Source organism: Microvirga sp. CF3016 (assembly GCF_036314085.1).
GTDB lineage: Bacteria > Pseudomonadota > Alphaproteobacteria > Rhizobiales > Beijerinckiaceae > Microvirga.
Map to the genome: position 1 here is coordinate 1 of NZ_JAYGGM010000015.1, position 25257 is coordinate 25257.

Here is a 25257-nt window from a genome sequence, read left to right on the forward strand (position 1 = left end):
CCGGCGAGGTGACCCGTGTGGCGCGCGAGGTGGGCACGGAAGGAAAGCTCGGTGGTCAAGCTCAGGTTAGAGGCGTCGGCGGCGTCTGGAAAGACTTGACCGACAACGTGAACATGATGGCGGCGAACCTGACGGGACAGGTGCGTAACATTGCCGAGGTCACCACGGCGGTGGCCAACGGCGACCTGTCGAAGAAGATCACCGTGGATGTTCGCGGGGAGATCCTGGAGCTGAAGTCCACCATCAACACCATGGTGGACCAGCTCAATTCCTTCGCATCGGAAGTGACGCGCGTGGCGCGCGAGGTGGGTATCGAAGGAAAACTCGGCGGTCAGGCGCAGGTGCGGGGCGTGGCCGGCACCTGGAAGGACCTGACCGACAACGTCAACATGATGGCGAACAATCTCACCGGCCAGGTGCGAGGCATTGCCAGCGTGGTGACCGCGGTCGCCGAGGGCGACCTCAAGCGCAAGCTGATTGTGGATGCGAAGGGCGAGATCGCCGCGCTGGCCGAGACCATCAACGAGATGATCGATACGCTCGCGACCTTCGCCGACCAGGTGACGAACGTCGCCCGCGAAGTGGGCGTGGAAGGCAAGCTCGGCGGACAGGCGAGAGTACCCGGTGCGGCAGGCCTGTGGCGCGATCTCACGGACAACGTGAACCAGCTCGCCGCCAACCTGACCACCCAGGTACGAGCCATCGCGGACGTGGCCACCGCCGTGACCAAGGGCGATCTGACCCGGTCGATTTCGGTGGAAGCCTCGGGCGAGCTGGCCTCGCTCAAGGACAACGTCAACGAGATGATCCGCAACTTGCGTGACACGACGCTCAAGAATGCGGAGCAGGATTGGCTGAAGACCAATCTCGCCAAGTTCACCCGCATGCTGCAGGGCGAGCGCGATCTCACCACCGTGTCCAACATGATCCTGTCGGAGATCGCTCCGCTCGTAAATGCGCAGCAGGGCGTGTTCTATACGGTCGAGAGCGACGGCAGCGAGCCGATCCTCGAAATGGTGGCGTCCTACGCCTTCACGGAAAGGAAGCACCTCAACAACCGCTTCCGTCTCCGCGAAGGTCTGGTCGGGCAGGTCGCCTATGAGAGAAAGCGAATTCTCCTCACCAATGTGCCGGGAGATTACATCACCATCAGCTCGGCTCTCGGAGAGGCGCCGCCGCTCAACATCATCGTGCTGCCGGTCCTGTTCGAGCAGGAAGTAAAGGCGGTGATCGAGCTTGCCTCGTTCAGCCGCTTCTCGGAAACGCACCAATCCTTCCTTGAGCAGCTCACGGAATCGATCGGCATCGTTCTGAACACCATCGCGGCCAATATGCGGACGGAAGGCCTGCTGAAGCAGTCGCAGCTCCTGACCACCGAGCTGCAGAGCCAGCAGGAGGAGTTGAGAAACACCAACGACCGCCTGGAGCAGCAGGCCGCAACCCTCCGTCAGTCGGAGGAGCTCCTGCGGCAGCAGCAAGAAGCGCTTCAGAAGACGAACGAGGAGCTCGAGGACAAGGCACGGCTGCTCGAGCTCCAGAAGCAGGAGGTCGAGGCGAAGAACCAGGAGGTGTCCGTTGCCAAGACGGCCCTCGAGGAGAAGGCCGAGCAGCTCTCGCTCACGTCGCGCTACAAGTCGCAGTTCCTGGCCAATATGAGCCACGAGCTGAGGACGCCGCTGAACTCGCTCCTCATCCTTTCGAAACTGCTGACCGAGAATTCGGACGGCAATCTCACCGAAAAGCAGCGGGAATTCGCCAAGACGATCCACGCGGCAGGTTCCGACCTTCTCTCGCTCATCAACGATATCCTGGACCTCTCGAAGATCGAGTCCGGCACCGTCAGCCTGGAGGTCTCGAGCGTCGCCTTCAAGGATCTCGTCGACAACATGGAGCGGACCTTCCGCCAGATTGCGGAGGAAAGAAAGCTCGACTTCCACGTGGAGGTCGATCCGAAGCTGCCGCCGGCGATCAGGACGGATTCGAAACGTCTGCAGCAGGTGCTGCGCAACCTGCTGTCGAACGCCTTCAAGTTCACGGAGCGTGGTGGCGTGACGCTTCAGATCGGCTCGGCAGAGGGATCGCCCCTGCGGGCCGGCAGCCAGTGGATCGCCATGTCTGTGACCGATACGGGCATCGGCATTCCAGAGGAGAAGCAGCGCATCATCTTCGAGGCTTTCCAACAGGCGGATGGCACGACGAGCCGGAAATACGGCGGCACGGGCCTGGGCCTGTCGATCAGTCGCGAAATCGCCCGTCTGCTCGGCGGCGAGATCGTGGTGTCGAGCACGCCAGGAAGCGGCTCGACCTTCACGCTCTTCGTTCCGGTCGAGCCGCCTGCAAGCCATGGGACGACCGGAGCAGAATACTTCACAAGGTCCAATGGCAACGGCGCCGGGCAGTACAGCGCCCCTGACGAGACCTCCGGAGCGATGATCCGCCAGCCGTCCGCTGCAATGGCTCTCTCGGCTTCTCTCGATGATCGCCACGCGATCACGACCGGAGACCGCGTCGTGCTCATCATTGAGGACGATGCCATGTTTGCCTCCGTCCTCTTGGAACTCGCCCGCGAGGAGGGTTTCAGGGGGCTGATCGCCATGGACGGCGCTTCGGCGCTTGCTCTTGCCCATCGCTACAAGCCACATGCGATCACCCTCGATATCGGACTTCCCGATATGGACGGCTGGGCGCTGCTGGACCTGTTGAAGCACGATCCGCGCACCCGTCATGTGCCGATCCATGTAATCTCGGTCGATGATCAGAAGAAGCGCGGTCTCAAGGCGGGCGCCTTCGGGTTCCTGGAGAAGCCGGTCGACCGCGAGGCCCTCATGGGAGCACTCAACCGCACGAAGGAGTTCATCGACCGGCCCGTGAAGAAGCTGCTGCTCGTCGAGGATGACGACAATCAGCGCATGAGCCTGTCCGAGCTCATGAAAAGCGAACAGGTCGACGTGATTGCGGTGGGAACGGCCGAGTCCGCGCTGGAGGTCATCCAGGCACGTCAGTTCGACTGCGCCGTTGTTGATCTCGGCCTACCGGACCTTCCCGGCACAGAACTCATCGAGCGCATCCGCAAGACGAAGGGCGGCGAGGAACTGCCGATCGTCATCTATACCGGCCAGGACCTGACCAAGTCCGAGGAGCGCCGGCTGCAGGGCATCGCCGCAACGCTGATCGTCAAAGGCGAGGGCTCATCCGAGCGCCTTCTCAATGACACGGCTCTGTTCCTGCACCGGGCGATCAGCGCCATTCCCGAAGAGAAGCACATCATCGTCGAACGAAGGAACGAAGGCTCGCTTGAAGGCCGGAAGGTTCTGATCGTCGACGACGACATGCGAAACATCTTTTCTCTGACGAGTGCGCTTGAGCAGCATGGAATCTCGGTCGTTTTCGCCGAGAACGGTCTGGAAGGCATCGAGAAGCTCCAGGCCAATCCCGATGTGGACGTAGCCCTGGTGGACATCATGATGCCGGAGATGGACGGTTATGAGACCATGCGGGCCATCCGAAACATCCCACGTTATCGCGATCTTCCTCTGGTCGCGGTGACTGCAAAGGCCATGAAGGGCGATCGTGAGAAATGTCTCGAGGCAGGTGCGACCGACTATGTGTCGAAACCTGTGGACCTGGATCAACTTCTGGCTGTCTTGCGCGTTCAACTCAGTCGGAGCACATATATCCCTGATGGGAAAGTTGCTCCCAATGGTGCGGCAGAGACCGGGTTGAACTCATGACGGACGACGTAAGGCGAGGGGAGTTGGGCCTGCAGCCGGACGATTTTCATCTGGTCTCGGCCCGCCCCCTGTCGGATCCGATCCCGGCCAAAATTCTGGTGGTCGATGACGACCCGAGAAATCTGATCGCCGTCGAAGAGGTGCTCCGGTCCCCGGGGGTGGAAGTCGTAAGGGCCGATTCCGGCGAAGGAGCCCTGCGACACATTCTGAAGGATGATTTCGCCGTCATTCTTCTCGACGTGCAGATGCCACGGCTCGATGGGTATGAGGTTGCAAGCCTGATCAGGAACCGGCCGCGTTCGTCGCGGGTGCCGATCCTGTTCCTGACGGCTTTCAACAAGGACGACATGCACGTCTTCAAAGGATATTCGGCGGGTGCCGTCGATTATGTCTTTAAACCCATCGAACCCCTGATCCTCAAATCCAAGGTCGACATCTTCGTCGATCTCTATCGGAAGACGGAGGAGATTCGCCGACAGGCCGAGCAGGAGCGTCGCCTGCTGATGGACAATCTTCATGTCCGCAGCGAAAAGCTGAAGGCGGAGCAGGCTCTGCGCCGGCGCGAAGAACATCAATCGATCGTCCTGCAGTCGCTGCCTATCGCGCTCTATACGGCCTCCGTCGAGGAGGATCATCGGCGCCTTCATTTCACGAATGAGAGTATCGAGCGCATCACTGGGTTCCGTCCGGCGGCTTTTCTAGAGCGGCCTGATTTCTGGTCATCCCGGATCAATTCAGAAGACTACGACCGGGTCATGCTTCAACTCAAGCGGCTGGAGGAGGAGGGATCCGTCAATCTCGAGTACCGCTGGCGCTGTGCCGACGATGTCGAAAGACACTTCCTCGATCAGACGGTCCTCATGCGGGATGAGAACGGACGGCCGCGCGAGTTCTTCGGGATGTGGTTCGATATCACCGAGAGCAAGCAGATGGAGCAGAACCTGCTTCATGCCAGCAAGCTTGAGGCGGTCGGCCGTCTCACAGGCGGGATCGCGCATGACTTCAACAATATGCTGAGCGTCGTCATCGGCAACCTCGACCTGTTGAAGAAATCCATCCAGGGCAATGAGAAGGCGGAGCGCCGGGTGCGAATGGCCCTGGAGAGTGCCCAGCATTGCGCCGATTTGACCTATCGGCTCCTGACCTTCTCGCGACGTCAGGCTCTGCAGGTTTCGACGATCGACGTCACGAGCTTGATGCCGAGCCTTCTGGAATTGATGCGCAGAACACTTGGCGAGCATATCAATGCGGGCTTGCGTTCTGGCGAGGGTATATGGCCGATCCAGGTCGACCGTGCTCAGTTCGAGGCGGCCCTCCTGAATCTCGCGGTCAATGCACGTGATGCGATGCCTGATGGCGGCGATCTGACGATCAGCGTCGAGAATCGAACGGTGGAGGAGGGCAGATCAGCCCCCATCGGCGAGTTCGTTGTGATTTCTGTGAGCGATACAGGGATCGGCATGCCGCCGGAGGTGCTGGAAAAGGTCTTCGAGCCCTTCTTCACCACCAAGGAAAGCGGAAAAGGCACAGGCCTGGGCCTCAGCATGGTCTACGGCTTCGTGCAGCAATGCCATGGCCATGTGGAGATCGAGAGCTCGCCGAACGTGGGCACGACGATCCGCCTCTTCCTCCCCCGCTCTCATGATGCCGCGGAGCGCATCCCGGATCATCATACAGGCGTGGCGCATCCCTTCGGAGAAGGTCGTACGGTGCTTGTTGTCGAGGACAACCCGGCCGTTCGTCAGGTGACGCACTCGACCCTGCATTCCCTCGGCTTTAAAGTGCTCGAGGCCGAAACCGGCGATGAAGCCGCTCGGCTTCTGAAGGCGAAGAACGATATCAAGCTCGTTCTCTCCGATGTCAGAATGCCGGGAGAACTCAGCGGCATAGACTTGGCTCGTCTCATTCAACGCGAGCAGCCGGATATCCAGGTGCTCCTGACAACCGGGTATTTCGATAGCGAGGACAAGCTCGAAGATCTCAACCTTCTTTACAAGCCGTACCGAGCAATGGATCTTGCAGAAAAGATCCAGTCACTGATGCAATCGGAGAAGGTGGTGGAACTGGAGGACACGACGATTCAGGAGACTGCTGCCGTTGCATAGCTGGGCGGCCAAATGTCGGTGAGGAGCATTTGGAGTGAGATGATCGAGCGGCCGATAGCCGCTCGCATCAGGCTCTCAACCAGGGCTTGCGATCTTCGCTCACTTCAGGCGTCGTATCCGACAAGCGCCTACAATTCGGCGCTGAGACTGTCCCTCTCACCGCGCCACGCAGTATAGAAGTCGCCGGTGCGGTCCAGAACGAACACGATCGGGCTGTTCGACATGGCCGACCAGCAGGCCGACTCGACCGCGAATTTCAGGGCTTTTGCACGAAAATGGAATGATCCGAGATCCCGGCCAGATTGTGAAACCGTCCAACGATTGTGCTTGAATGCAACGCAGTACGCTCCGTGGGGCATGAAGCACCTCCCAAGTAGCTTTCAGGCAAATCAACAGGTGACGTTGCTAACCATCCCAAGCGGATATGGCAACCACGAATGCCGATTTAGGGGCCAAACGTTAAGGGCGAGTTTCCAGGGGCCGTCAGAGGGAGGCCGTCACGCCTCCATCAACATAGATGATCTGTCCGTTGACGAAGTTGGAAGCGTCCGAGGCGAGGAACACGGCTGCTCCGACGAGGTCCTCCAACTCTCCCCAGCGACGGGACGGCGTGCGGGCGATGAGCCAGTCGGAAAAGGATTTGTCATCGACCAAGGCCTGATTGAGTTCCGTCTTGAAGTATCCCGGTCCAATGCCGTTGACCTGAAGACCGTGCTTTCCCCAATCGATTGCCATGCCCTTCGTCAGCATCTTCACGGCTCCCTTCGTTGCCGTATAGGGAGCGATCGAAGGACGACCGAGTTCGCTTTGAACCGAGCAGATGTTGATGATCTTTCCCCGTCCGCGCGGGATCATTTTTCGGGCGACCGCTTGGCTCACATAGAACACGCTGTCGACATTCGTCGTCATCAGTTCGTGCCAGGTTTCCTCCGGATAATCCTCGAGAGGCCCTCGGCGTTGCATGCCCGCGTTGTTGATCAGGATGTCGATGGGCCCGATGCAGGTTTCGATCTCTTCGACGGCAGCTCTGACGGCGACGCTGTCCGTCACATCGAACGGCATCTCGAAAACCGACACTCCCTCATCCTGAAGCTTCTGTGCTGAATTTGCGATCTTGTCCTGTCGGCGCCCATTCAGAACCACGCGCGCTCCGGCTCGTCCGAGACCAAGTGCAAGGGCAAGGCCGATGCCGGCGCTCGATCCCGTCACAAGCGCGATGCGTCCTGACAGATCGAAGAGACTGCCGATGTTCACGTTCATCCTGACATCCTGACTGAGCTAGACCGGTCCTTGAAGAATGCGACCTGGATTGAGGATCCCGGCAGGGTCGAGCATCCGCTTCATCTTGCCCATCAGGGCGAGCTCGGGCTCCGTTCGGCTCAAGGGCAAATAGGGGCGCTTGATGCGCCCGATGCCGTGCTCTGCGGAGATGGATCCGCCGAGCCTCGAGACGAGATCGTAGACGAGACCCTGAACGCCTTTCTTGATGACGTCGTTCATGTCGCGAATCGCGACATTGATGTGGATGTTGCTGTCGGCCACGTGCCCGAAGACCACGTAAACGGCGTCTGGCCATTGCTTCGGCATCTCTTGGCGCAGATGCGCGACAGCCTCCGTCATGCGATCCAGGGGCACGCTGACGTCGAAGCGGATTTCCTCCGGCAGGAAGCGTCCATACTCATAAGGTGTTTCCCGATAAGCCCAGAAGCGGTTTCGATCGGCCCGGGACTGAGCGACCACGGCGTCCTTGATGAGATCCTGCTCGTAGAACTCGCTGAGAATGAGAGAGAAGGCTTCCGTTCCTTCCGGATCGGTTCCCATATCGGCCTCGATCAAGAGCGTCACGTCGTGCTCCGCTTCGAAAGCCGGAGGAAGTCCGCAGATCTTGGTCGCGACCGTCATGAATTCCCGCCACATGGCCTCGAAGACCAGCAGGCGCCCCGGATGAGCCTGCTGGAATCGCCGCAGGACAATGAGAGCGTCCTCGAAACTGTCGACCGCGCAGAGAGCCGTCTGGAGACCCTGGGGTTTGGGGTGCAGGCCGATCACGGCCCGGGTGATAATCCCGAGCGTTCCCTCGCTGCCGATGAAGAGCTGTGTCCAATCGTATCCGGCGTTGTTCTTCAGCATCTTGTTGAGGGACCGAACCACCGTGCCATCCGCGAGGACCACTTCGAGTCCAAGGGTGTTGCGCCGGGCCATTCCATAACGAAGGACCTGATTGCCGCCGGCATTGGTCGCGATGTTGCCGCCGATCGTGCAGGTTCCGCGCGCCCCGAGATCGATCCCGCACAGGAAGCCAGCCTCGTCGGCAGCCTGCTGTACGACCGCGAGCGGCGTTCCGGCGAGCGCCGTCAGCGTCGCGCTCGCCGGGTCGATCTCCTCGATCCCGTTCATCCGTTCCAGGGACAACGCGATTTCTCCCGCTTGCGGATGCGCACCACCTGCAAGTCCGGTCAGCCCGCCTTGTGTCACGACCGGCTGGCGATGCTCGTGGCAGATCCTCAAGGCGGTTGAGACATCCTGTGTGGTCTGCGGCAGGATCAGGGCCTGCGGAGCGGTGGGCTGAAGGCCGCCGGCATCGGCATGGTTGCGGGAGGGAATGTCGGGGCCGGTGCGGACCTGCGGTCCCAGCGCTGCAACAAGCGCTTCAATTACATGGGTCATGATGTTCTAACTCTAAGACATATCGGTCAGCCGGATGATCGCATCCGGGCGCTTCCAGAGTTCCGGCAGCAATTCGAGCCCAAGGCCCGGCTTCATGTTCACCGTGACCTCGCCATGGGTGACGATCGGCAATTCGGTCACGAGTTCGGTGTACCAGCCGGTATAGAAGGCCCGGACGCTCTCTTGGATCAAGGCGTTGCGCGCATGCAGGGAGAAATGGCAGGACGCAGCATAGACGACAGGTCCGGTGCAGTCATGGGGCGCGACGGGGACGTGCCAGGCCTCCGCCAGCGCTGCGATCTTGCGCGCTTCCGTCAGGCCGCCGCACCAGGACAGGTCGAGCATGGCCACGCCCGCGACGCCGGTCTCGAGATACTCGCGGAAGGCGTGTGTGTAGGAGAGGGTCTCCGAGGCGCAGACCCAGGCCTTCGAGTGCTGCGCGTATTCCTTGAGGTCGCCGATATTGTCGAGGCGGAAGGGGTCCTCGTGCCAATACGTTTCATACTCGGTGAGTGCTGAGGCAAGCTTCTTGGCCATCGGCAGGCTCCACAGGGAGTGGAACTCGACCATGATGTCCATCTTGTCGCCTACGGCCCGGCGGATCTTGGCAAAGGGCTCAAGCGCCGTTCTCAGTTCGTCGGGCGAGATGTCATACCCATGGCTGCGCTCGGCCGCGAGATCGAAGGGCCAGATCTTCATGCCCGTGATGCCCTGCTCCAGAAGGGAGTGGGCGAGATCGTCGGCGCGGTGCAGAAACGCCTCCAGGTCCTCGTATGCGCCTTCGACATCTCCGATGCCCCAATTGGCGACCTTCTGAGCGCGACTATCGCGAATGTAGCGATAGCCCGCGCAGGTGTTGTAGACTCGGATCCGGTCCCGCGAGCGGCCCCCCAGCATGTCGCAAATGGGCTTGCCATGAGCTTTGCCGAACAGATCCCACAGGGCAATGTCGATGGCCGAATTGCCGCGCGTCTCGACGCCCGCAGACCGCCAGCCGAGATAGTTCTGGAGGTCGCGGCTGATGCCTTCGATTTGAAGAGGATCGCGTCCGATCAGCTTGGCCGCGGCCGTTTCATGGATATAGGCTTCGACCGCTGCCGCGCCCATGAAGGTTTCGCCAAGTCCGATCAGCCCTTCGTCCGTATGCAGGCGGACCCAGACGATATTCGCAAATTCCTGGAGACGGATCGTCTCGACGCCGGTGATCTTCACGGGATCCTCCTTGCGGCTACGCTCTTGCCCTGATCGGCACGGGCGGAAGGAGCCAATCGTCACGCCGACAGGGCCGAAGCTGCCATTTCGATGATATCCACGGAAATGGTTTGCACGAGCACGTATTCATAAGTCTAATATGAAACAATGATGCAAGCCCAATCGCATGCCGGTTCGCAGCAGTAAATCTCATGACGGCGGTCCTGAAGCCAGCATTGATCCTGCTTCAAGCGAAAAAACAAGAACCCAAGGCTGCAGGCAGGTGATACCCGACATCACGCTTGGCTGTTCACCTTCGGAAGCGCTTTCTCTCGGCTGAATTGACACTCCATATAGCTGGGCCTTAGATCGCGTAACATGTTTGGTCCCCTAGGGCTTGAAGACTCATCAGGGGCGAACAGAATAATGGGCGTCAAGAAGGCCGTCCAAGGCAGGGAGAACTTGTGAGCAGGATAATTTCCTTCTTCTTCAAAGGTTTGGAAGGTTTGCTGGTTCTTCTGCTGGCGGCCATGGTCGTGATGGTCTTCGGCAACGTCGTGCTGCGCTATCTCTTCGATACGGGCATCGACGTTTCGGAGGAGCTCTCACGATATTTCTTCGTATGGCTGACCTTCATCGGTGCCGTCGTAGTGGGCCGCGAGAATGCCCATCTAGGCGTTGAGACCCTGGTGGCACGTCTTGGAGACAACGGCCGCAAGGTCTGTATGGTCCTGTCCGACCTTTTCATCATCGGTTGCTGCGCGGTCTTCTTTTGGGGCACGTGGCAGCAGGCCGAGATCAACGCTACGAATTATGCCCCCATTACCGAGATCTCGATGCTCTGGGTGTATGGAGTTGGCTATTTCACGAGCGTCGGCCTGGGGCTGATGGCTGTCCTTCGGATTCTGCGTGTTGTCACCGGGCGCGTGAGCGAGCATGAGCTCAAGGCTTTCGCGGGTGACTACAGTGATGATGAAGCCCATGCTCTGAGGGAGCGTCTCGAGTGACCATCGTCGTCTTTCTCACGTCGCTTCTCGGAGCCATGGCACTCGGAATGCCGATTGCGTTCGCGCTGATCGTCTGTGCTCTCGCGCTCATGCTCTGGCTTGGCAATTTCGACAGCCAGATCGTGGCTCAGAACATGATCATCGGCGCCGACAACTTCCAGCTCCTCGCCGTGCCATTCTTCCTGCTAGCCGGTGAGCTGATGAATGTCGGCGGCCTGTCGAAGCGCATCGTCAACTTCGCCTTGGCTTGTCTCGGGCACATTCATGGCGGCCTCGGCTATGTCGCGATCGTGGCGGCCCTCATACTGGCTGCATTGTCCGGCTCTGCGGCTGCGGATACGGCGGCTCTTGCGGCAATCCTGATTCCGATGATGCGAAATGCGGGATACGACATTCCCCGGTCAGCAGGCCTCATCGCGGCTGGCGGCATCATCGCTCCGGTGATTCCACCGTCGATCGGCTTCATCGTCTTTGGCGTTGCGGCCAATGTTTCGATCTCCCAGCTGTTCCTGGCCGGCGTTGCACCCGGGCTGATGATGGGTCTTTCCCTTGTCGTGGCCTGGGCAATCGTCAGCCGAAAGGACAAGATGAAAACGGCGCCGAGAGCCACCATGCGCGAGCGCGGCAAGGCTTTCATCGATGGCTTTTACGCGCTTCTCATGCCCGTGATGATCCTGGGCGGCATCAAGTGGGGCATAGTGACACCCACGGAGGCGGCCGTTCTGGCCGCCGTCTATGCGCTCATCATCGGCATGTTCGTCTATCGCGAGCTGAAGCCATCTATGCTCTACGGCGTCTTCCTCACGGCCGCAAAGACGACGGCGGTCGTGATGTTCCTCGTCGCAGCGGCGCTCGTGTCCGCCTGGCTCATCACGCAGGCGAACATACCGGGCGAGATCAGCGGGCTCATCGAGCCGCTGTTGGGGAACAAGACCTTGCTCATGTTCGCCCTGATGTTCTTGGTCGTCATCGTCGGGACCGCATTGGATTTCTCGCCGACGGTTCTGATCCTGACGCCGGTCCTCATGCCGATCGTGAAACAGGCAGGCATCGATCCGGTCTATTTCGGCGTATTGTTCATCATCAATAACGCCATCGGTCTGATCACACCCCCGGTCGGCATCGTGCTCAATGTCGTGAGCGGTGTCGCCCGTGTGCCCATGGGCGCCGTCATCCGGGGCGTGAACCCGTTCCTGATCGCCCAACTCATCGTGCTCGTCCTGCTCATCATCTTCCCCGATTTGGTCATGGTCCCGTTTTCCTGGCTGCGGGGACGATGAACGAAATGAAAACACAGAGAGAGGAAACAACCATGAAAGCCTTCAAATTCGCTCTTGCAGCCGGTGTCGCGGCAACCATCATGGCGGCCGTCCCGGCCTATGCCCAGTTCACCGAGCGCAACATCCGCCTGTCCAACGGCGTGAACGAGGATCACCCCAATGGCAAAGGTGTCGAAAAGTTCAAGGCGTGCCTTGCCGACAAATCCGGGGGCAAGCTGAAAGTTCAGGGCTTCTGGGGCAATGCTCTGGGCGGCGATCTCCAGGCCACACAGGCGCTTCGCTCCGGTACGCAAGAGATGGTCGTCACCTCGAGCTCGCCGCTCATCGGCATTCTGCCTGATCTCGGTGTTTTCGATCTGCCGTTCCTGTTCGCCAACGAGAAGGAAGCCGATTCCGTCCTGGACGGTCAGTTCGGCAAGTACATCGACGGCAAGCTCGAAACGGTCGGGCTCGTGAACCTGGCCTATTGGGAGAACGGCTTCCGCAACCTCACCAACTCGCGTCGGCCGGTCGAGAAGTGGGAGGACTTCAAGGGCTTGAAGGTTCGCGTCATGCAGAACAACGTGTTCCTCGACACGTTCAAGAACATGGGGGCCAACGCCGTGCCGATGGCTTTCGGCGAGGTGTTCACGGCTCTGGAAACCAAGGCCATCGACGGTCAGGAGAATCCGTTCGTCACCATCGACACCTCCAAGTTCTACGAGGTGCAGAAGTATCTTTCGGTGACGCGCCACGCCTACACGCCTTTCCTCGTTCTCTATTCCAAGAAGCTGTGGGACGGGTTGTCGAAGGATGAGCAGGCCGCATTGCGGGATTGTGCCGTCGTGGCTCGTGACGAGCAGCGCAAGGTCTCCCGCGAGCTGTCTCAGGCCTCGTTGAACAAGATCAAAGGTGAAGGTGTCGTGGTCAACGAGCTGAATGTCCAGGAGGCCAATCGCATGCGCGAGCAGGCGAAGCCGGTCTGGGAGAAGCACGCGTCGACCATCGGCCCCGAGACGGTCAAACTGATGCAAGCGGAACTGGACAAAGTTCGGCAGAAGTAAGCCTGTTGCCACGATCTGACCTACGCCGCTCAAAGGATTTCACTATCGAGCGGCGTAGACACCCAATCCTTCCAGCCCAGGCGCCCGTCTCGTCGTCGGGTGCAACTGAAGAAGATCGTTGATCGATGCAGATCCTCATTCTCGGGGCGGCCGGAATGGTCGGCCGCAAGCTTACGGAACGCTTGGTGAAGGACGGCCGCTTAGGAGGAGAGGCGATCACGCGTCTCATGCTGCATGACGTCGTCGAGCCCGAGCGTCCTCAGACATCCATCGCCGTCGAGACGCTGACGTCCGACTTCTCCATGCCAGGAGAAGCGGAAAAGCTCGTTGCAAGTCGTCCTGACGTCATCTTCCATCTCGCCGCGATTGTGTCCGGCGAGGCCGAGGCGGATTTCGACAAGGGCTACAGGATCAATCTGGACGGCACACGGTTTCTGTTCGATGCCATCCGTCTTATCGGGGATGGATATAAGCCGCGGCTTGTCTTCACGTCCTCGATTGCCGTTTTCGGCGCTCCGTTCCCGGAGGCGATCGGCGACGAGTTCTTCCTGACACCGCTCACGAGCTACGGCACGCAGAAGGCCATGGGTGAGCTGCTGCTGGCCGATTACACGCGGCGCGGCTTCTTCGACGGCGTCGGGATCCGGCTCCCCACGATCTGCGTCCGTCCTGGCAAGCCGAACAAGGCTGCTTCTGGCTTTTTCTCCAGCATCATCCGCGAACCGCTGCACGGTCAGGAGACGGTTCTGCCGGTCTCGACGGACGTGCGGCACGCCCACGCCTCGCCGCGCTCTGCCGTCAATTTCCTTGTCCATGCGGCCTCCATGGACACGTCTAAGATCGGCTCACGCCGCAACCTGACGATGCCGAGCGTGTCGGTGACCGTAGGGGAGCAGATCGATGCGCTCCGGCGTATCGCGGGCGAGCAGGCTGTCGCCAAGATCCACCACGAGCCCGATCCTACCATCACTCGCTTCGTCGAGGGGTGGCCCCGCCGCTTTGATGCCAGCCGCGCCGAAAGTCTGGGCTTTCATGCCGAAAGCAGCTTCGACGAGATCATATCCATCTACATCGAAGACGAACTCGGCGGCGTCGTTCCGGCGTGATCCCGTTCCCAGGGCAGTGCAGGCCATCACATTCAGGGAGGGGCCTTAGCCCCGCGGACGCTCTGGGAAGTACCGCTGCCTGAAGGAGGCCCATTTCTGGAGGGCCCAGAGCGTGAAGCGGCCCACGGGCTTCTGCAAGATCGGGATGTCGTAGGCGATCAGCAGAAGGCCCAGGGGGAGCATCCAAATTCCCAGAAACGGCAGGACTGCAAAGATCCCACCCAGGATAAGCAGGATACCCGCCGGGATCCTGACCCACCGGGAATCCGGATGGCGAAGGCTGCGCAGAACGCGAGCGACCTTGCCCGGAACCTCGTGCTCCAGACGTCTGAATGCCCGCCTCAGAACGGCTCTTCCGCTTTCGTGTCCCATGCTCTTCGAAATATCCATCACCGGGAGGAGTTCCAAAAACACCGGACAAAAGGCCGGGGCTTTCCTCAGGCTCGGCCCTTCTGGACGATGGACATTGAACGCGAGGTGAATCGGCTTCCTGACTCGGGCGCCAGTCCGCGGAAAATCGGCTTCGCTCCCCAGGGACCTGCTTCAGAAATCGAGACCTGAGAGTGCTTCGGCAACAGCCTTCGTACCCTGTTCCCGAACCCGCGTAATCCTGAGAGCCCGTTCTTTCTGTTCAAGACGGTAGAGATAAGGATCGAATTCAAGGGGAAGAACAGGATCGCCGAGATACCGCGGCTTCTCCGACCGTTCGAAATAATCGGCTCTCAACATCTGTCCGAGATGTTCCTGCACCGAATAGGGGAGTGGCGGCACGTTATGGCGCGCCGGCAGGGCCAGAGAGCCCGATTGATTTGCAATGTTATTCAGCATCGACAAGCCCCGAAAAACTGCACAGGTTAACGCACGTCATATGGAAATGGTTGCGGCTAAGGCCGGTACAATCCGACGCATCGTCTGGTGGGCAGAGGTGGCAAGCCTCGGCAAAGCCAGACGGCGTAAAGGAATGACCCATTGCCTTGTTCGGGGAAGACCTTTGCAAAACGATACATTGCTGACTGAACGACTCAAGTTCATAGGCATCGACGGCCAGGTTCGCCAAGATCTTCCGTCGATCTGGAAGGAGATATCTCCTGCACTTCCAACAATCCTGGAACGGTTCTACGCGCATATGCACCGGCAGCCGCACCTGTCCAAGATGATCGGAACGCAGCAGTCTCGGCTCGTTTCGGCCCAGATGCAGCACTGGGGCAGGCTTTTCAGCGGCAGGTTCGATGAGGCTTACGTGGAAGGCATCCATCGCATTGGCCTCATTCATAATAAGATCGGTCTCGAGCCCCGGTGGTACATCGGAGGCTATGCCTTCATCATGAATGAACTGGTGGATGTTCTTTCGAAGCGACACCGCTTCAGCGGAACAGCGCTCGCCCGCAAAGTCGCCGTAGTGAACCAGGCGGTGATGCTCGACATGGATTTAGCGATATCCGTGTACCAGGATGCGTTTGTCCAGGATCGCCAGAAGAAAGGGGAGGTCCTGTCGCGGGCGGTTGCCTCTTTCTCCGATGCGGTGCAGGAAAGCCTGGAGATCTCTGGGCAGGCGAGCGGGGCTCTCTCCCAAAGTGCAACAGTTCTCGATGAGGCAACCGAGAGCGCCAGCAGCCTTGCCGTTCAGGTCACGACGGCCGCCGAACAGACAGCCCTCAACATGCAATCCGGAGCCGCCGCAACGGAGCAGTTGGCATCGTCCGTCCGGGAAATCGGACAACAGGCCAGCCGCTCGGCGGATGTCGCGCGGCACGCTTTGGAGAACTCTCAGCGTACGAAAGAAACCGTCAATGGATTGGCCGAGCAGGCTCGGGAAATCGGCGATGTTGTCGACCTGATCGAGCGCATTGCGGCTCAGACCAATCTGCTCGCCTTGAACGCTACGATCGAGGCAGCCCGCGCCGGAGAGATGGGCAAGGGCTTCGCCGTCGTCGCGCAGGAGGTCAAGACCCTTGCCAATCAGACCGCCAAGGCGACAACCGAGATCGGCACACGGATCGGCGCCATCCAGGAAGCCACGCAGCGAAGCGTGGCCGACATCGACAATATCGGCCGCATCATGGAGGAGCTGAGCGGGATTGCAACGGCCATCGCCGCCGCCGTCGAGGAGCAGGCGGCGGTGACATCGGAAATCGCCGTAAACGTCAACCAGACCACCGATCATACGCGTGCCGTCGTCCGGAGCATCGAGGCCCTGACCGGATCGGCGGCTTCGGCAGCAACTGCGGCCCAACACGTCTCGAGCGCCAAGCAGACTCTGGATCAGCAGCTCCAGCGCCTGAAACAGGACATCGGTCAATTTCTCGCTAAGGCAAAGGCTGCCTAAGCTACAGCTACTGCGAACCGGCCCGACGGAGCGTGGATGAGTCATCTGCTCGGCCAAAGACCCGACGAGCTCCATTTGTGGCGGAATCGTGTCTTTTCGGGTACAGACACGAGTCCGCAAATCAGACACCTTGCCAACAGTTGCTGCCGGAATTGCTTCCGGTGCAGTTGATGGAGCCATGAGGGCTTCGGTGGGGGCGAAGGTGGATCAGACAGACCAGGAAATCGAGCATATCGCTCGGGCATTCTTTGTCGCTCGGCATGAGACCGGGGTTTGGGAAACTGCGTCGCGGGTCTTGAAGCACGAGTTTCGTCTTTATGCCCGGCATGCCCTGCGCATGCTTGAAAAAAAGCAGGAACAGGCCTGGAGCGAGGGCCGGAGCGTGGCCGCGGCAGAAATCCTCAAGGCTGCATAACGAGTATGCTGCCTTTGGGCTTTGTGCATCCGGGTGCTGCGCCCCGCCACGAGCCGGGCATTGGAAACCCGTTGCCGAATCTGGTTCCCCATCACGGCTTTTTGTGCGTCAAAAGGGGGAGGCCTGTTGAAGGCGCTGTGTTTCCTGCCATCTTGAAAAGGTGCAGACTCTCCGCCGGGAGTCTGAGGAGCTTTTCATGCAATCACCCGACGAGTGGGAAATCCCTCCTGAGTACCAGCCCGATCCGAGAATTCTCAGTTATGACCTCAAGGATGCGCTGGCCGCCATCGTTTCCCTTAGGGCGCGAGTCCCCGAGGATGCCTTCACGGCTGAGACGCTTGGGACGGAACGGGCAGGACAAGGCGTGGTCATTCGAGATGACGGCCTTGTCGTCACCATCGGGTACCTGATTGCCGAGGCTGAGGAGGTCTGGCTGACCACCAACAAGGGCCGAGTCATTCAGGGGCATGTGCTCGCCTACGATTATGAGAGCGGCTTTGGACTGGTACAGGCGCTCGAACCGCTGGGCGTGCCGGTGCTGGCTTTAGGGGATTCCCGGCATCTGGGGCCTGGTGATCAGGTAGTGGTCGGCGGCAGTGGCGGGCAGAGACATTCCCTCGCCGCACAGGTCGTCGCCTGCCAGGAATTCGCGGGCTACTGGGAGTACCTGATCGATCCGGCCATCTTCACCGCGCCGGCTCATCCGAATTGGGGTGGAACGGCCTTGATCGGACCGCGTGGGGATCTGATCGGCATCGGTTCGCTCCAACTCCAGCATCAGGCCTCCGGGGGGACTGTCGTGCCCCTCAACATGAGCGTGCCGATCGACCTCCTGAAGCCGATCCTGGACGATCTCCTGACTCATGGGCGGACCAAGAGCCAGCCAAGGCCCTGGCTTGGGTTCTATGTTGCGGAGGCGGAGGACGACCAGATCGCGATCATCGGCTTGGCCGGCGATGCGCCGGCACAGCGGGCAGGTCTGCGGGCAGGAGATCAGATCCATGCGGTCGCCGGTCAGCCGGTGACGTCGTTGGCAGAATTTTATCGCGCCGTCTGGGCCTTGGGCGCTGCCGGTGTCGATGTCCCTCTGACGCTTGAGCGGGAGGGAGATAGGTTCGATGTGACGGTTCGATCCGCCGATCGAGGCCGCTTCATGAAGGGACCCCGCCTGCAGTGACCACCGAGAGCCGTGGCCCGGCCTTGCCTGATGGCTCATTAGTTTCAGTTGCCAATTGTGCAGATCCGAAGAGGCATCGCCTCTCAGGAGGGTGAGACATGAATCCGAAGGTGACGTTGCCGAATGGCGAGGCCGTTCCCGCTCTCGGGCAGGGAACCTGGCAGATGGCCGAGAGGGTAATGCGCCGGGCTCAGGAGATCGAGGCGCTGCGCCTGGGCGTTGAACTTGGCATGACGCTGATCGACACGGCTGAAATGTATGGAGAGGGCGCCGCAGAGGAACTGGTCGCCGAGGCTCTCGCCGGAGAGCGCGACCGGCTTTTCCTCGTGAGCAAGGTCTATCCGCACAATGCAAGCCGCCAGGGTGTCGTTCAAGCCTGCGAGCGGAGTCTCCAGCGTCTGCAGACCGATCGGTTGGATCTCTACCTCCTTCACTGGCGTGGCGGCGTGCCGCTGGAAGAGACGGTTGCCGGTTTCGAGGAACTGCGTCGCACCGGCAAGATACGCCATTGGGGCGTCAGCAATTTCGATGTCGATGATATGGACGAGTTGCTCGATTTGCCTGGAGGACAGAACTGCGTCACCAATCAGGTGCTCTACAACGTGACTCGGCGGGGGCCGGAATTCGATCTCATTCCCTGGATGGCCGAGCGTCGCATGCCGCTCATGGCCTATAGTCCGATCGAGCAAGGCAGGCTCCCAATGGGTGGAGCCCTGCAGAGGATCGGCCAGATGCATGGAGCCAGCCCATTCCAAATTGCCCTGGCTTGGCTTCTCCAGAAGCCTGATGTGGTCGCAATCCCGAAAGCCTCAAGTCCCGATCACGTGCGGGACAACCGTCGAGCGCTTGAGATACGGCTTAACCCGGAGGATCTTGAGACCATCGATGCAGAGTTTCCTCCGCCCAGCCGCAAGCGTCCGCTTGAGATGATTTGATATCTTGCTGAGAAAATAGGACATGAGGAGTCCATGATCTTCACCCGTGCCGATGCCCATGCTGTTGCAGACATTCTCAGAACCGCGGCTCAGGCCGAGATCCTGCCGCGGTTCCGAAACCTGTCTTCTGATGCGATCCGGACGAAATCTTCGCAGCTCGACCTCGTGACGGATGCGGATGAGGCCGCCGAGCGCGTCATCGAGGCCGAGCTCCTGCGCCGGTTCCCGGGAGCGCTGGTCGTCGGCGAGGAAGGGGTGAGTCGGGATGCAAGTCGCCTCGACGGCCTCGGTGATGCCGATCTGGCATTCATCCTCGACCCTGTCGACGGCACCTTGAACTTCGCCTCCGGTCTACCGCTCTTCGGCGTGATGGCTGCCGCAGTGATCAAGGGCGAGATCGTCTGCGGTGTGATCCTCGATCCGATCTCAGACGACTGGTCCATGGCCGTTCGCGGCGAAGGTGCTTGGACTCAACGCCCGGACGGCAGCACCAGCCCGCTTCAGGTTTCTTCACCAATGCCATTGTCGCAGATGGCCGGCAATGTCTCATGGCGTTACCTGCCCGAAGACCTTCGCCCAGTCGTAACGGGAAATCTGCCGAAGGTTGCGATGGCGGCCGATCTGCGCTGTGCGGCACATACCTATCGCCAGACAGCGGCAGGTCACCTTCATTTTTCATTCTCGTCGAGCGTGATGCCGTGGGATCATGCGGCAGGTTGGCTGATCCATCGCGAGGCCGGGGGCTACACGGCGCATTTCGACGGCTCTCCCTATCGTCCCGTCAATCGCGGCGGCGGTCTCATCAGCGCGCCGGACAAGGAAAGCTGGTTGGCCGTGCGCGATGCGCTCTTGCCGCCTCAGGCCTGATCCTTTTTAAGATAGTTGTAGACCGTCGCGCGGCCGAGACCAAGCACGCGCGAGATATAGGCCGCCGCATTGCGCCCGCCGAAAGCTCCGTCTCCCGCGAGATCCGTGACGAGCTGCTGTTTCTGCCTGCGGCTCATCTCAGCGATGGTGAGGCATCGCTCGCGGGTCCATGATTGGATGTACTCGTTGATGCGCTCGTGCCAGTCCTCCTTGAACAATGAGGCGGGTTTCTCCGGCGATTGCGGCACGGCGACGAGCGCCGTCAGGGTCTGCATGACCGCATGAAAATGCGAAACGTCCACGTTGATGCAGAGAATACCAATGGACTTTCCGTTCGAACGCAGGACGGCGCTGACCGACTTGATGCGCCGTCCGTCCCAATTCACCTTTTCATAGGGCCCAATGATGATGTCGGACGGCTTGAAGTCGATCTCATGCAAAAGAGACGGCTCGCCGAGTTCCCGTTTGGAGAATGGATTGGACAGGTACACAACGGTCTCGGTGGAGAGATCGTGGAGCACCACCTCGGCATAAGGCTGGAAGAGCAAGGCGATGGCATCGCAGACGGGCGCATAGCTCGCGAGTTCCGGCGAGAGCGTGGCTTTGGCGTTGATTTTACGCACCCGGCTCATTGGATCTCTGCGCGCACGAAGGCGGCAAGCCGCTCCAATCCCGCCTCCAGATGATGCGCGGGCGCTCCGATGCCGATTCTGATGTAACGGTCCATGCCATAGACATCACCCGGCAGAAGCATGATGCCGCGCTCCTCGCGCAGGCGGTGCACCAACTCGGTCGAGTTCATGGGCATGGCATAGCGGATGAATGCCATGCCGCCGGCTTGAGGCGGCACGAAAGAGAATAAGTCGCTATTGGCATCGACCCAGCGCTGCAGCAGGGCAAGATTCTCGCGCAGGATACGCCTGCTGCGGGAGAGGATCTCCTGCCGCTTGGCAGGCTGCACGGCGATCTCCGCCACGAATTCGCTGACTGCGCCTGTCGTGATCGAGGTGTAGTCCTTGCACTGCCAGGAGGCATAGATTTCCTGAGCCGGACCGACGAGCCATCCGATGCGCAATCCCGGAAGCGCCATCGCCTTGGACAGCCCGCTTGTGATGATGGCCTTCTCATACAGGTCCGCGAAGCTCGGAGGTTCGTCCTGATTCAATTCGGCGCCTTTGTAGACCTCGTCCGCATGGAGATAGATGCCGTGCCGGCGGGCAATCGCCACGAGGCCATTCATCGTCTCGCGCGACAGAACGGCACCGGTCGGGTTGTTGGGATTGCAGATCGTCATCATCTTCGTGCGGTTCGAGACAGCCTTGCGCACGTCGTCCAGATCCGGTGTCCAGCCGAGTTCCTCACGGAGCAGGACCTCCTTGACCGCGACGCCGATGGCTCGCGCCCATCCCCAGATCTGCAGGTAGTTCGGAACGAAGACCACGAGTTCGTCGCCGGGTTCCAGCAGGGACATCACCAAAAGAAAGTTCGCCTCGGCCGAGCCGTTGGTGACGATCACATGGTCCGGATTGCGGTTCGGGTGGAGATTGGCGATGGCCTGCCGCAGCTCCACGCGGCCGTTCGTCCAGCCATAGCCGAGTTCCACATCGAGCACTTGAGCCTGCTGCTCGGGCGTCAGAAGCTCACGCAGAGAGTACGGATGCACGCCGCTGTCGGAGAGGTTGTATTCGACCGTGTTCTCATAGAGCGACTGAATGCGCTCAAGCGTGAACTCTTCGATTTTCATGGCGATCCCTGCGCTGCAAATCAGAATTTTTCAGGTTCTTTAGCACCAGATATTTAGACTTCATAGTCCAATTTGGACTTGACGGTTCAGATGCCGCGCTGTCATGTTCCTGCGCGGTCGTGAAAGTGGCACAGGGCCGATCCTTTGCCTCGACCCCATCCCGCATTGGAGCATTCAGGTGCAGTTCGATACCTTCCTGATGGAGCGGAACCAGACGCTGTTCGAGAACGACGTCGAGGTCAATCTCACGGAGAGTGGGGTGCATCCCTGCACCATCGAGGAGATCCTCCCGACGGAGGAAGCTCAGGCGCTGCTCCGCCAGCCGCTCGGCTATGGCTGGACGGACGGGCGGCCCGACCTCAGGGCTGCCATCGCAAGCTGGTATCCGGGTGCCTCTGCGTCCAACGTGCTCGTGACCAATGGATCGTCCGAGGCGACGATGATCACCCTGATGGCGATGATCGATCCTGGCGACAGGGTGCTTTTCGCCGTTCCCAACTTCATGCAGGTGGACGGGCTCGGACGTGCCCTGGGCATGAGCATCGAGCGCTTTCCTCTGTTGGCCCATGAGGGCTGGCAGATCGATCCGCAAGCTCTCATGAAGGCCATGGATGGCGTGAAGCTGATCGCTGTCACCAATCCCGGCAATCCGACAGGTGCGGTCCTGTCGCGCCGGAGCAGCGACGCTCTGCTGGAGGCGGCGCAAAAGGCAGGCGCCTGGCTTCTGGTCGACGAGATTTATCGCGGCGGTGAGATCGACGGGCCGGAGACGGAGACATTCTATGGGGCTTATCCTCGCGTCATCGTCACCAGCAGCCTGTCGAAATCCTTCGCGTGTCCGGGCCTGCGTCTCGGATGGATCGTCGGACCAAATCGTGTCATCGAAGAGGCCGCCAAGCGGCAGGACTATACGACGATCGGCAGCGGCATCTTGAGCCAAATTCTCGGTGCCGCCGTCATGGAGCCGAAGAACCGCGAGCGCATTCTTGCAAGAGGACGAGCCCTGCTGCGCGAGAATGCCGATATCGTGGAGCGCTGGGTCGAGAAGCGGAACCGCTGGTCGTGGCAGCGTCCTGCTGCCGGCGGCATGGCGTTTATGCACTACGACTTCGACATGGCCTCCGAGGACCTGTCGAACAGGCTGAGAGAAGAGGAAAGCGTCTTCGTGGTGGCCGGAAGTTGGTTCGGGATCGAAAATCACATCCGCATCGGCATCGGGGTGAAGACCGAGCATCTGGTCGAGGGGCTGGCGCGTCTGGATTCATTCCTCTCCCGTCATGGCTTGGCGTAGAAAGCGCTCGCGATGCTCACGAACGAACGCTTGATGCGGGCACAGGCGGACCTCCGGCGCCTCATTGCCATTCCATCGGTGAGCGCGCGGGCAGGAAATCTGCCCGAATGCGCCGAAGCCGTGCGCGATCTCCTCGGCGGGGCTGGTTTCCGGACCGAGATCCATCCCGGCGCGATCGGCCCCTTCGTCGTCGGTGAGATCGGCGGCGGACCACTGGTCGTCATGGTGTACAATCATTACGACGTGCAGCCCGAGGATCCGGTGCCGTTGTGGAACAGCCCACCGTTCGAGTTGAGCGAGCGCGACGGACGCTGGTATGGACGTGGCGTCGCCGACGATAAGGGGGAGTTCATCAGCCGTCTAGAAGGCTGGCGCCTGTTCCGGGAGCGGCATCCCGAACCTCTGCCCTTCAGGCTCATCTGGCTCGTCGACGGCGAGGAGGAGATCGGAAGCCCTTCGCTCGAGGCGTTCCTGAAGACACGCTTTCACGGTGAAAGGATCGATGTCTGCTGGTGGGAATACGGCGAGATCGACTCAAATGGCTGCCCGATTATCCTCTGCGGCTTCAAGGGCGTGATGGCGGTCGAGTTGCGCTGCAGGACAGCAACTGCCGATCTGCATTCGAGCCTGGGTGCAGTCTTTGATAACCCGCTGTGGCGGCTCGCTGCTGCAACGGCGTCCCTGCGCGACCAGTCGGGCCGCGTTCTGATCGATGGATTCTACGATGGGATCCGACAGCCTGCGCGGGAGGAGCGCGATCTTTCTGCCAATCCTCCATTCTCGTTCAGCAGCCTGGTTCAGGCGACGGGAGGGAAACAGGTTCTGCGGAGCATCAACGAGGCCAACTTCTACGCCGCGATGAACTTCGAACCCTGCATGAACGTCAATGGCTTCTCCGGCGGGTATGCCGGGGAGGGTGCGAAGACCGTGCTGCCGGCCGAAGGCTCGGTCAAGATCGACTTCCGCCTCGTGCCCGATCAGGACCCGCAGCACGTCGTGAGTCTTTTTCGTGCTCATCTCGACCGACATGGCTTCGAAGATATCGAGCTCGTCGTCCACGATGCCAACGTCAAACCAGTCCGATCGTCAACGGATCACTGGTTCATTCAGGATGCCAGCGAGCTGCTGGAGAAGCATTTCGGCCAGCCCGTCATCGTGCAGCCGAGTTCGCCTGCCTCCGGAACGGCCCATCCCTTCGTCGAGCAACTCGGCGCGAGCATTGTCGGAATGGGCATCACGCATCATGGGGCGATGCTCCACTCGCCGAACGAAAACATCATCATCGAGCAGTTCGAGGCGATGATCGAATGTTCTGCGGGGCTTTTCCAAAGGCTTGCCGAGCGTGCCAGTGGGTCTAGGCCACAAGATGAAATGAATTCCGCTGATCCTTTGGATAGGGCGACGCCATGAACAGCCTTGTACTCGAAACGGCAGCGCGGTCGGTCCAGGCGCGCCGGCGCATCCGACCGCATATTTTCGAGACGCCCCTGTTGCCGTCCCGCCAGATCGGCCGCGAGACAGGCTCTTCGGTCTTCTTCAAAGCCGAGAACTTCCAACTCACCGGATCCTTCAAGATCCGGGGTGCTGCGAGCAAGATAACATCGCTTGGGCTCGAGAGCGCCGTCATCACGGCATCCTCCGGCAACCATGGCATCGCATCGGCGCAGGCTGCGAGTTCCATCGGCCAGGCTCTGACCGTCGTTCTGCCTGAGAATGTCTCTCGGGCAAAGCTCGATCGGATCCGCTCCTTCAACGTGGACGTGATCCTGCATGGCGCGGAGAGCGGATTGGCGGAGCTTCATGCCCAGCGGGAAGCAGCCTCCCGCGGCCTCGTCTATGTCTCACCCTACAACGATCCTGAGGTCGTGGCAGGGCAGGGCTCCATCGGACTGGAGCTGCTCGAACAGGCCGGAAGCATCGACAATGTCTTCGTTGCCATGGGCGGCGGAGGCTTGATCGGCGGCATCGGTTCCGTGTTCAAGAGCTTCAGCCCGCACACGCGGATCTATGGTGTCGCCGCGCAAAATTCGGCCGCTCTTGCTGCAGCCATGACGGCAGGGCGCGTTGTCGAGGTCGAGCATCTCGATACGCTCGCCGACGGCGTCGCCGGAGGGATGGACGAGGACAGCATCACGCTCCCGCTCGCGCTCTCCGTCATCGACGAGGTCGTCGCCTGCACCGAAGACGAGATCGTTGTTGCGCTCAAGGAGCTGGCCTTCAAGGAGAACCAGATCGTCGAAGGCGCCGCGGCTCTTGCTCTTGCGGGATTCCTCAAAGTCGCCGAGCGTTGCAAAGGACAGACCAACATCGTGGTCTTATGCGGAGCCAATTTCGATCGCGACAAGATTGTCTCCATTCTCAAAGGCTAGGGC

General features: G+C 60.4%; 22 protein-coding genes. 14 read left to right on the forward strand and 8 right to left on the reverse strand.

All coding sequences use genetic code 11. The annotated features are described in order from the left end of the window. The coding region (locus tag VB672_RS19890; RefSeq protein WP_329785950.1) for a hybrid sensor histidine kinase/response regulator at window positions 1-3731 on the forward strand (3731 nt) is incomplete at its 5' end. After that, window positions 3728-5836, forward strand: a complete 2109-nt coding sequence (locus VB672_RS19895; RefSeq protein WP_329785951.1) for a response regulator — start codon at window positions 3728-3730, stop codon at window positions 5834-5836. The genes VB672_RS19890 and VB672_RS19895, both read left to right, overlap by 4 nt. A gap of 483 nt (window positions 5837-6319) precedes the next feature. Here VB672_RS19895 and VB672_RS19900 read toward each other — a convergent pair whose 3' ends face one another. From VB672_RS19900 to VB672_RS19910, 3 genes are read right to left on the reverse strand one after another with little or no spacing between them, the layout of a single operon-like run. Next, window positions 6320-7096 carry an SDR family oxidoreductase gene (locus VB672_RS19900; RefSeq protein ID WP_329785952.1) on the reverse strand — a complete coding sequence of 259 codons (777 nt, stop codon included), beginning with the start codon at window positions 7094-7096 and terminating at the stop codon, window positions 6320-6322. Window positions 7097-7114: 18 nt separating this feature from the next. After that, window positions 7115-8503, reverse strand: coding sequence for an FAD-binding oxidoreductase (locus VB672_RS19905; protein WP_329785953.1), 1389 nt, complete (start codon window positions 8501-8503; stop codon window positions 7115-7117). Window positions 8504-8515: 12 nt separating this feature from the next. Then, window positions 8516-9715: a mandelate racemase/muconate lactonizing enzyme family protein gene (locus tag VB672_RS19910; protein WP_329785954.1), complete on the reverse strand. Its 1200-nt coding sequence runs from the start codon at window positions 9713-9715 to the stop codon at window positions 8516-8518. A gap of 443 nt (window positions 9716-10158) precedes the next feature. On the opposite strand from VB672_RS19910, the gene VB672_RS19915 reads away from it, so the two are divergent. From VB672_RS19915 to denD, 4 genes are all read left to right on the forward strand, one after another. Beyond that, a complete protein-coding gene (locus VB672_RS19915; protein WP_329785955.1) occupies window positions 10159-10701 on the forward strand; it encodes a TRAP transporter small permease in 543 nt (180 codons plus the stop codon). After that, window positions 10698-11981, forward strand: a complete 1284-nt coding sequence (locus VB672_RS19920) for a TRAP transporter large permease subunit (RefSeq protein WP_329785956.1) — start codon at window positions 10698-10700, stop codon at window positions 11979-11981. Before VB672_RS19915 ends, VB672_RS19920 begins: the two co-directional genes overlap by 4 nt. 32 nt (window positions 11982-12013) lie before the next feature. After that, complete coding sequence (locus VB672_RS19925) at window positions 12014-13024, forward strand: TRAP transporter substrate-binding protein (RefSeq protein ID WP_329785957.1); 1011 nt, start codon at window positions 12014-12016, stop codon at window positions 13022-13024. Between the two features lie 125 nt (window positions 13025-13149). After that, the gene (gene denD / locus VB672_RS19930) at window positions 13150-14130 is read left to right on the forward strand and encodes a D-erythronate dehydrogenase (RefSeq protein ID WP_329785958.1); all 981 of its coding nucleotides are present in this window, start codon (window positions 13150-13152) and stop codon (window positions 14128-14130) included. 45 nt (window positions 14131-14175) lie between these two features. Here the strand turns inward: denD and VB672_RS19935 are convergent, their stop codons facing one another. Both VB672_RS19935 and VB672_RS19940 read right to left on the reverse strand, forming a co-directional pair. Continuing rightward, window positions 14176-14502 (reverse strand): hypothetical protein, encoded by a 327-nt coding sequence (locus VB672_RS19935; RefSeq protein WP_329785959.1) that lies wholly within the window; start codon window positions 14500-14502, stop codon window positions 14176-14178. Window positions 14503-14673: 171 nt separating this feature from the next. Beyond that, window positions 14674-14958 (reverse strand): hypothetical protein, encoded by a 285-nt coding sequence (locus tag VB672_RS19940; RefSeq protein ID WP_329785960.1) that lies wholly within the window; start codon window positions 14956-14958, stop codon window positions 14674-14676. Between VB672_RS19940 and VB672_RS19945 the strand changes: the two genes are divergently transcribed. The 5 genes from VB672_RS19945 (at window position 14945) to VB672_RS19965 (ending at window position 19850) form a co-directional block, all read left to right on the forward strand. Next, window positions 14945-16456 carry a globin-coupled sensor protein gene (locus tag VB672_RS19945; RefSeq protein ID WP_329785961.1) on the forward strand — a complete coding sequence of 504 codons (1512 nt, stop codon included), beginning with the start codon at window positions 14945-14947 and terminating at the stop codon, window positions 16454-16456. The genes VB672_RS19940 and VB672_RS19945 overlap by 14 nt on opposite strands. 202 nt (window positions 16457-16658) lie before the next feature. Further along, window positions 16659-16871 carry a hypothetical protein gene (locus VB672_RS19950; protein WP_329785962.1) on the forward strand — a complete coding sequence of 71 codons (213 nt, stop codon included), beginning with the start codon at window positions 16659-16661 and terminating at the stop codon, window positions 16869-16871. A gap of 196 nt (window positions 16872-17067) precedes the next feature. After that, a complete protein-coding gene (locus VB672_RS19955; protein WP_329785963.1) occupies window positions 17068-18048 on the forward strand; it encodes a S1C family serine protease in 981 nt (326 codons plus the stop codon). 98 nt (window positions 18049-18146) lie between these two features. Beyond that, window positions 18147-18983 carry an aldo/keto reductase gene (locus VB672_RS19960; RefSeq protein ID WP_329785964.1) on the forward strand — a complete coding sequence of 279 codons (837 nt, stop codon included), beginning with the start codon at window positions 18147-18149 and terminating at the stop codon, window positions 18981-18983. A gap of 33 nt (window positions 18984-19016) precedes the next feature. After that, complete coding sequence (locus VB672_RS19965; RefSeq protein WP_329785965.1) at window positions 19017-19850, forward strand: inositol monophosphatase family protein; 834 nt, start codon at window positions 19017-19019, stop codon at window positions 19848-19850. Here VB672_RS19965 and VB672_RS19970 read toward each other — a convergent pair. Together VB672_RS19970 and VB672_RS19975 are read right to left on the reverse strand one after the other, a co-directional pair. Further along, window positions 19841-20482 carry a helix-turn-helix transcriptional regulator gene (locus VB672_RS19970; protein WP_329785966.1) on the reverse strand — a complete coding sequence of 214 codons (642 nt, stop codon included), beginning with the start codon at window positions 20480-20482 and terminating at the stop codon, window positions 19841-19843. The genes VB672_RS19965 and VB672_RS19970 overlap by 10 nt on opposite strands. Continuing rightward, window positions 20479-21594, reverse strand: coding sequence for an aminotransferase class I/II-fold pyridoxal phosphate-dependent enzyme (locus tag VB672_RS19975; RefSeq protein WP_329785967.1), 1116 nt, complete (start codon window positions 21592-21594; stop codon window positions 20479-20481). The genes VB672_RS19970 and VB672_RS19975 overlap by 4 nt, the downstream gene beginning before the upstream one ends. Window positions 21595-21772: 178 nt before the next feature. Between VB672_RS19975 and VB672_RS19980 the strand changes: the two genes are divergently transcribed. After that, the gene (locus tag VB672_RS19980; protein ID WP_329785968.1) at window positions 21773-22885 is read left to right on the forward strand and encodes an aminotransferase class I/II-fold pyridoxal phosphate-dependent enzyme; all 1113 of its coding nucleotides are present in this window, start codon (window positions 21773-21775) and stop codon (window positions 22883-22885) included. On the opposite strand, the gene VB672_RS19985 is transcribed toward VB672_RS19980, so the two are convergent. Further along, window positions 22856-23122: a hypothetical protein gene (locus tag VB672_RS19985; protein WP_329785969.1), complete on the reverse strand. Its 267-nt coding sequence runs from the start codon at window positions 23120-23122 to the stop codon at window positions 22856-22858. The two genes, VB672_RS19980 and VB672_RS19985, sit on opposite strands and share 30 nt — an antisense overlap. Before the next feature lie 6 nt (window positions 23123-23128). Between VB672_RS19985 and VB672_RS19990 the strand changes: the two genes are divergently transcribed. Both VB672_RS19990 and VB672_RS19995 read left to right on the forward strand, forming a co-directional pair. After that, a complete protein-coding gene (locus VB672_RS19990; RefSeq protein WP_329785970.1) occupies window positions 23129-24295 on the forward strand; it encodes a M20/M25/M40 family metallo-hydrolase in 1167 nt (388 codons plus the stop codon). Further along, on the forward strand, window positions 24292-25254 hold the full coding sequence (locus VB672_RS19995) for a pyridoxal-phosphate dependent enzyme (RefSeq protein WP_329785971.1): 963 nt from the start codon (window positions 24292-24294) through the stop codon (window positions 25252-25254). Before VB672_RS19990 ends, VB672_RS19995 begins: the two co-directional genes overlap by 4 nt. Window positions 25255-25257 lie beyond the last annotated feature (3 nt).

Bases quoted from the DNA above. Each gene is read 5' to 3' on its own strand.
- VB672_RS19895 (WP_329785951.1), top strand. From the start codon at position 3,728: ATGACGGACGACGTAAGGCGAGGGGAGTTGGGCCTGCAGCCGGACGAT.
- VB672_RS19900 (WP_329785952.1), bottom strand. From the start codon at position 7,096: ATGAACGTGAACATCGGCAGTCTCTTCGATCTGTCAGGACGCATCGCG.
- VB672_RS19905 (WP_329785953.1), bottom strand. From the start codon at position 8,503: ATGACCCATGTAATTGAAGCGCTTGTTGCAGCGCTGGGACCGCAGGTC.
- VB672_RS19925 (WP_329785957.1), top strand. From the start codon at position 12,014: ATGAAAGCCTTCAAATTCGCTCTTGCAGCCGGTGTCGCGGCAACCATC.
- denD (WP_329785958.1), top strand. From the start codon at position 13,150: ATGCAGATCCTCATTCTCGGGGCGGCCGGAATGGTCGGCCGCAAGCTT.
- VB672_RS19935 (WP_329785959.1), bottom strand. From the start codon at position 14,502: ATGGGACACGAAAGCGGAAGAGCCGTTCTGAGGCGGGCATTCAGACGT.
- VB672_RS19945 (WP_329785961.1), top strand. From the start codon at position 14,945: ATGTTATTCAGCATCGACAAGCCCCGAAAAACTGCACAGGTTAACGCA.
- VB672_RS19940 (WP_329785960.1), bottom strand. From the start codon at position 14,958: ATGCTGAATAACATTGCAAATCAATCGGGCTCTCTGGCCCTGCCGGCG.
- VB672_RS19955 (WP_329785963.1), top strand. From the start codon at position 17,068: ATGCAATCACCCGACGAGTGGGAAATCCCTCCTGAGTACCAGCCCGAT.
- VB672_RS19960 (WP_329785964.1), top strand. From the start codon at position 18,147: ATGAATCCGAAGGTGACGTTGCCGAATGGCGAGGCCGTTCCCGCTCTC.
- VB672_RS19965 (WP_329785965.1), top strand. From the start codon at position 19,017: ATGATCTTCACCCGTGCCGATGCCCATGCTGTTGCAGACATTCTCAGA.
- VB672_RS19970 (WP_329785966.1), bottom strand. From the start codon at position 20,482: ATGAGCCGGGTGCGTAAAATCAACGCCAAAGCCACGCTCTCGCCGGAA.
- VB672_RS19975 (WP_329785967.1), bottom strand. From the start codon at position 21,594: ATGAAAATCGAAGAGTTCACGCTTGAGCGCATTCAGTCGCTCTATGAG.
- VB672_RS19985 (WP_329785969.1), bottom strand. From the start codon at position 23,122: ATGATTGTACACCATGACGACCAGTGGTCCGCCGCCGATCTCACCGAC.
- VB672_RS19995 (WP_329785971.1), top strand. From the start codon at position 24,292: ATGAACAGCCTTGTACTCGAAACGGCAGCGCGGTCGGTCCAGGCGCGC.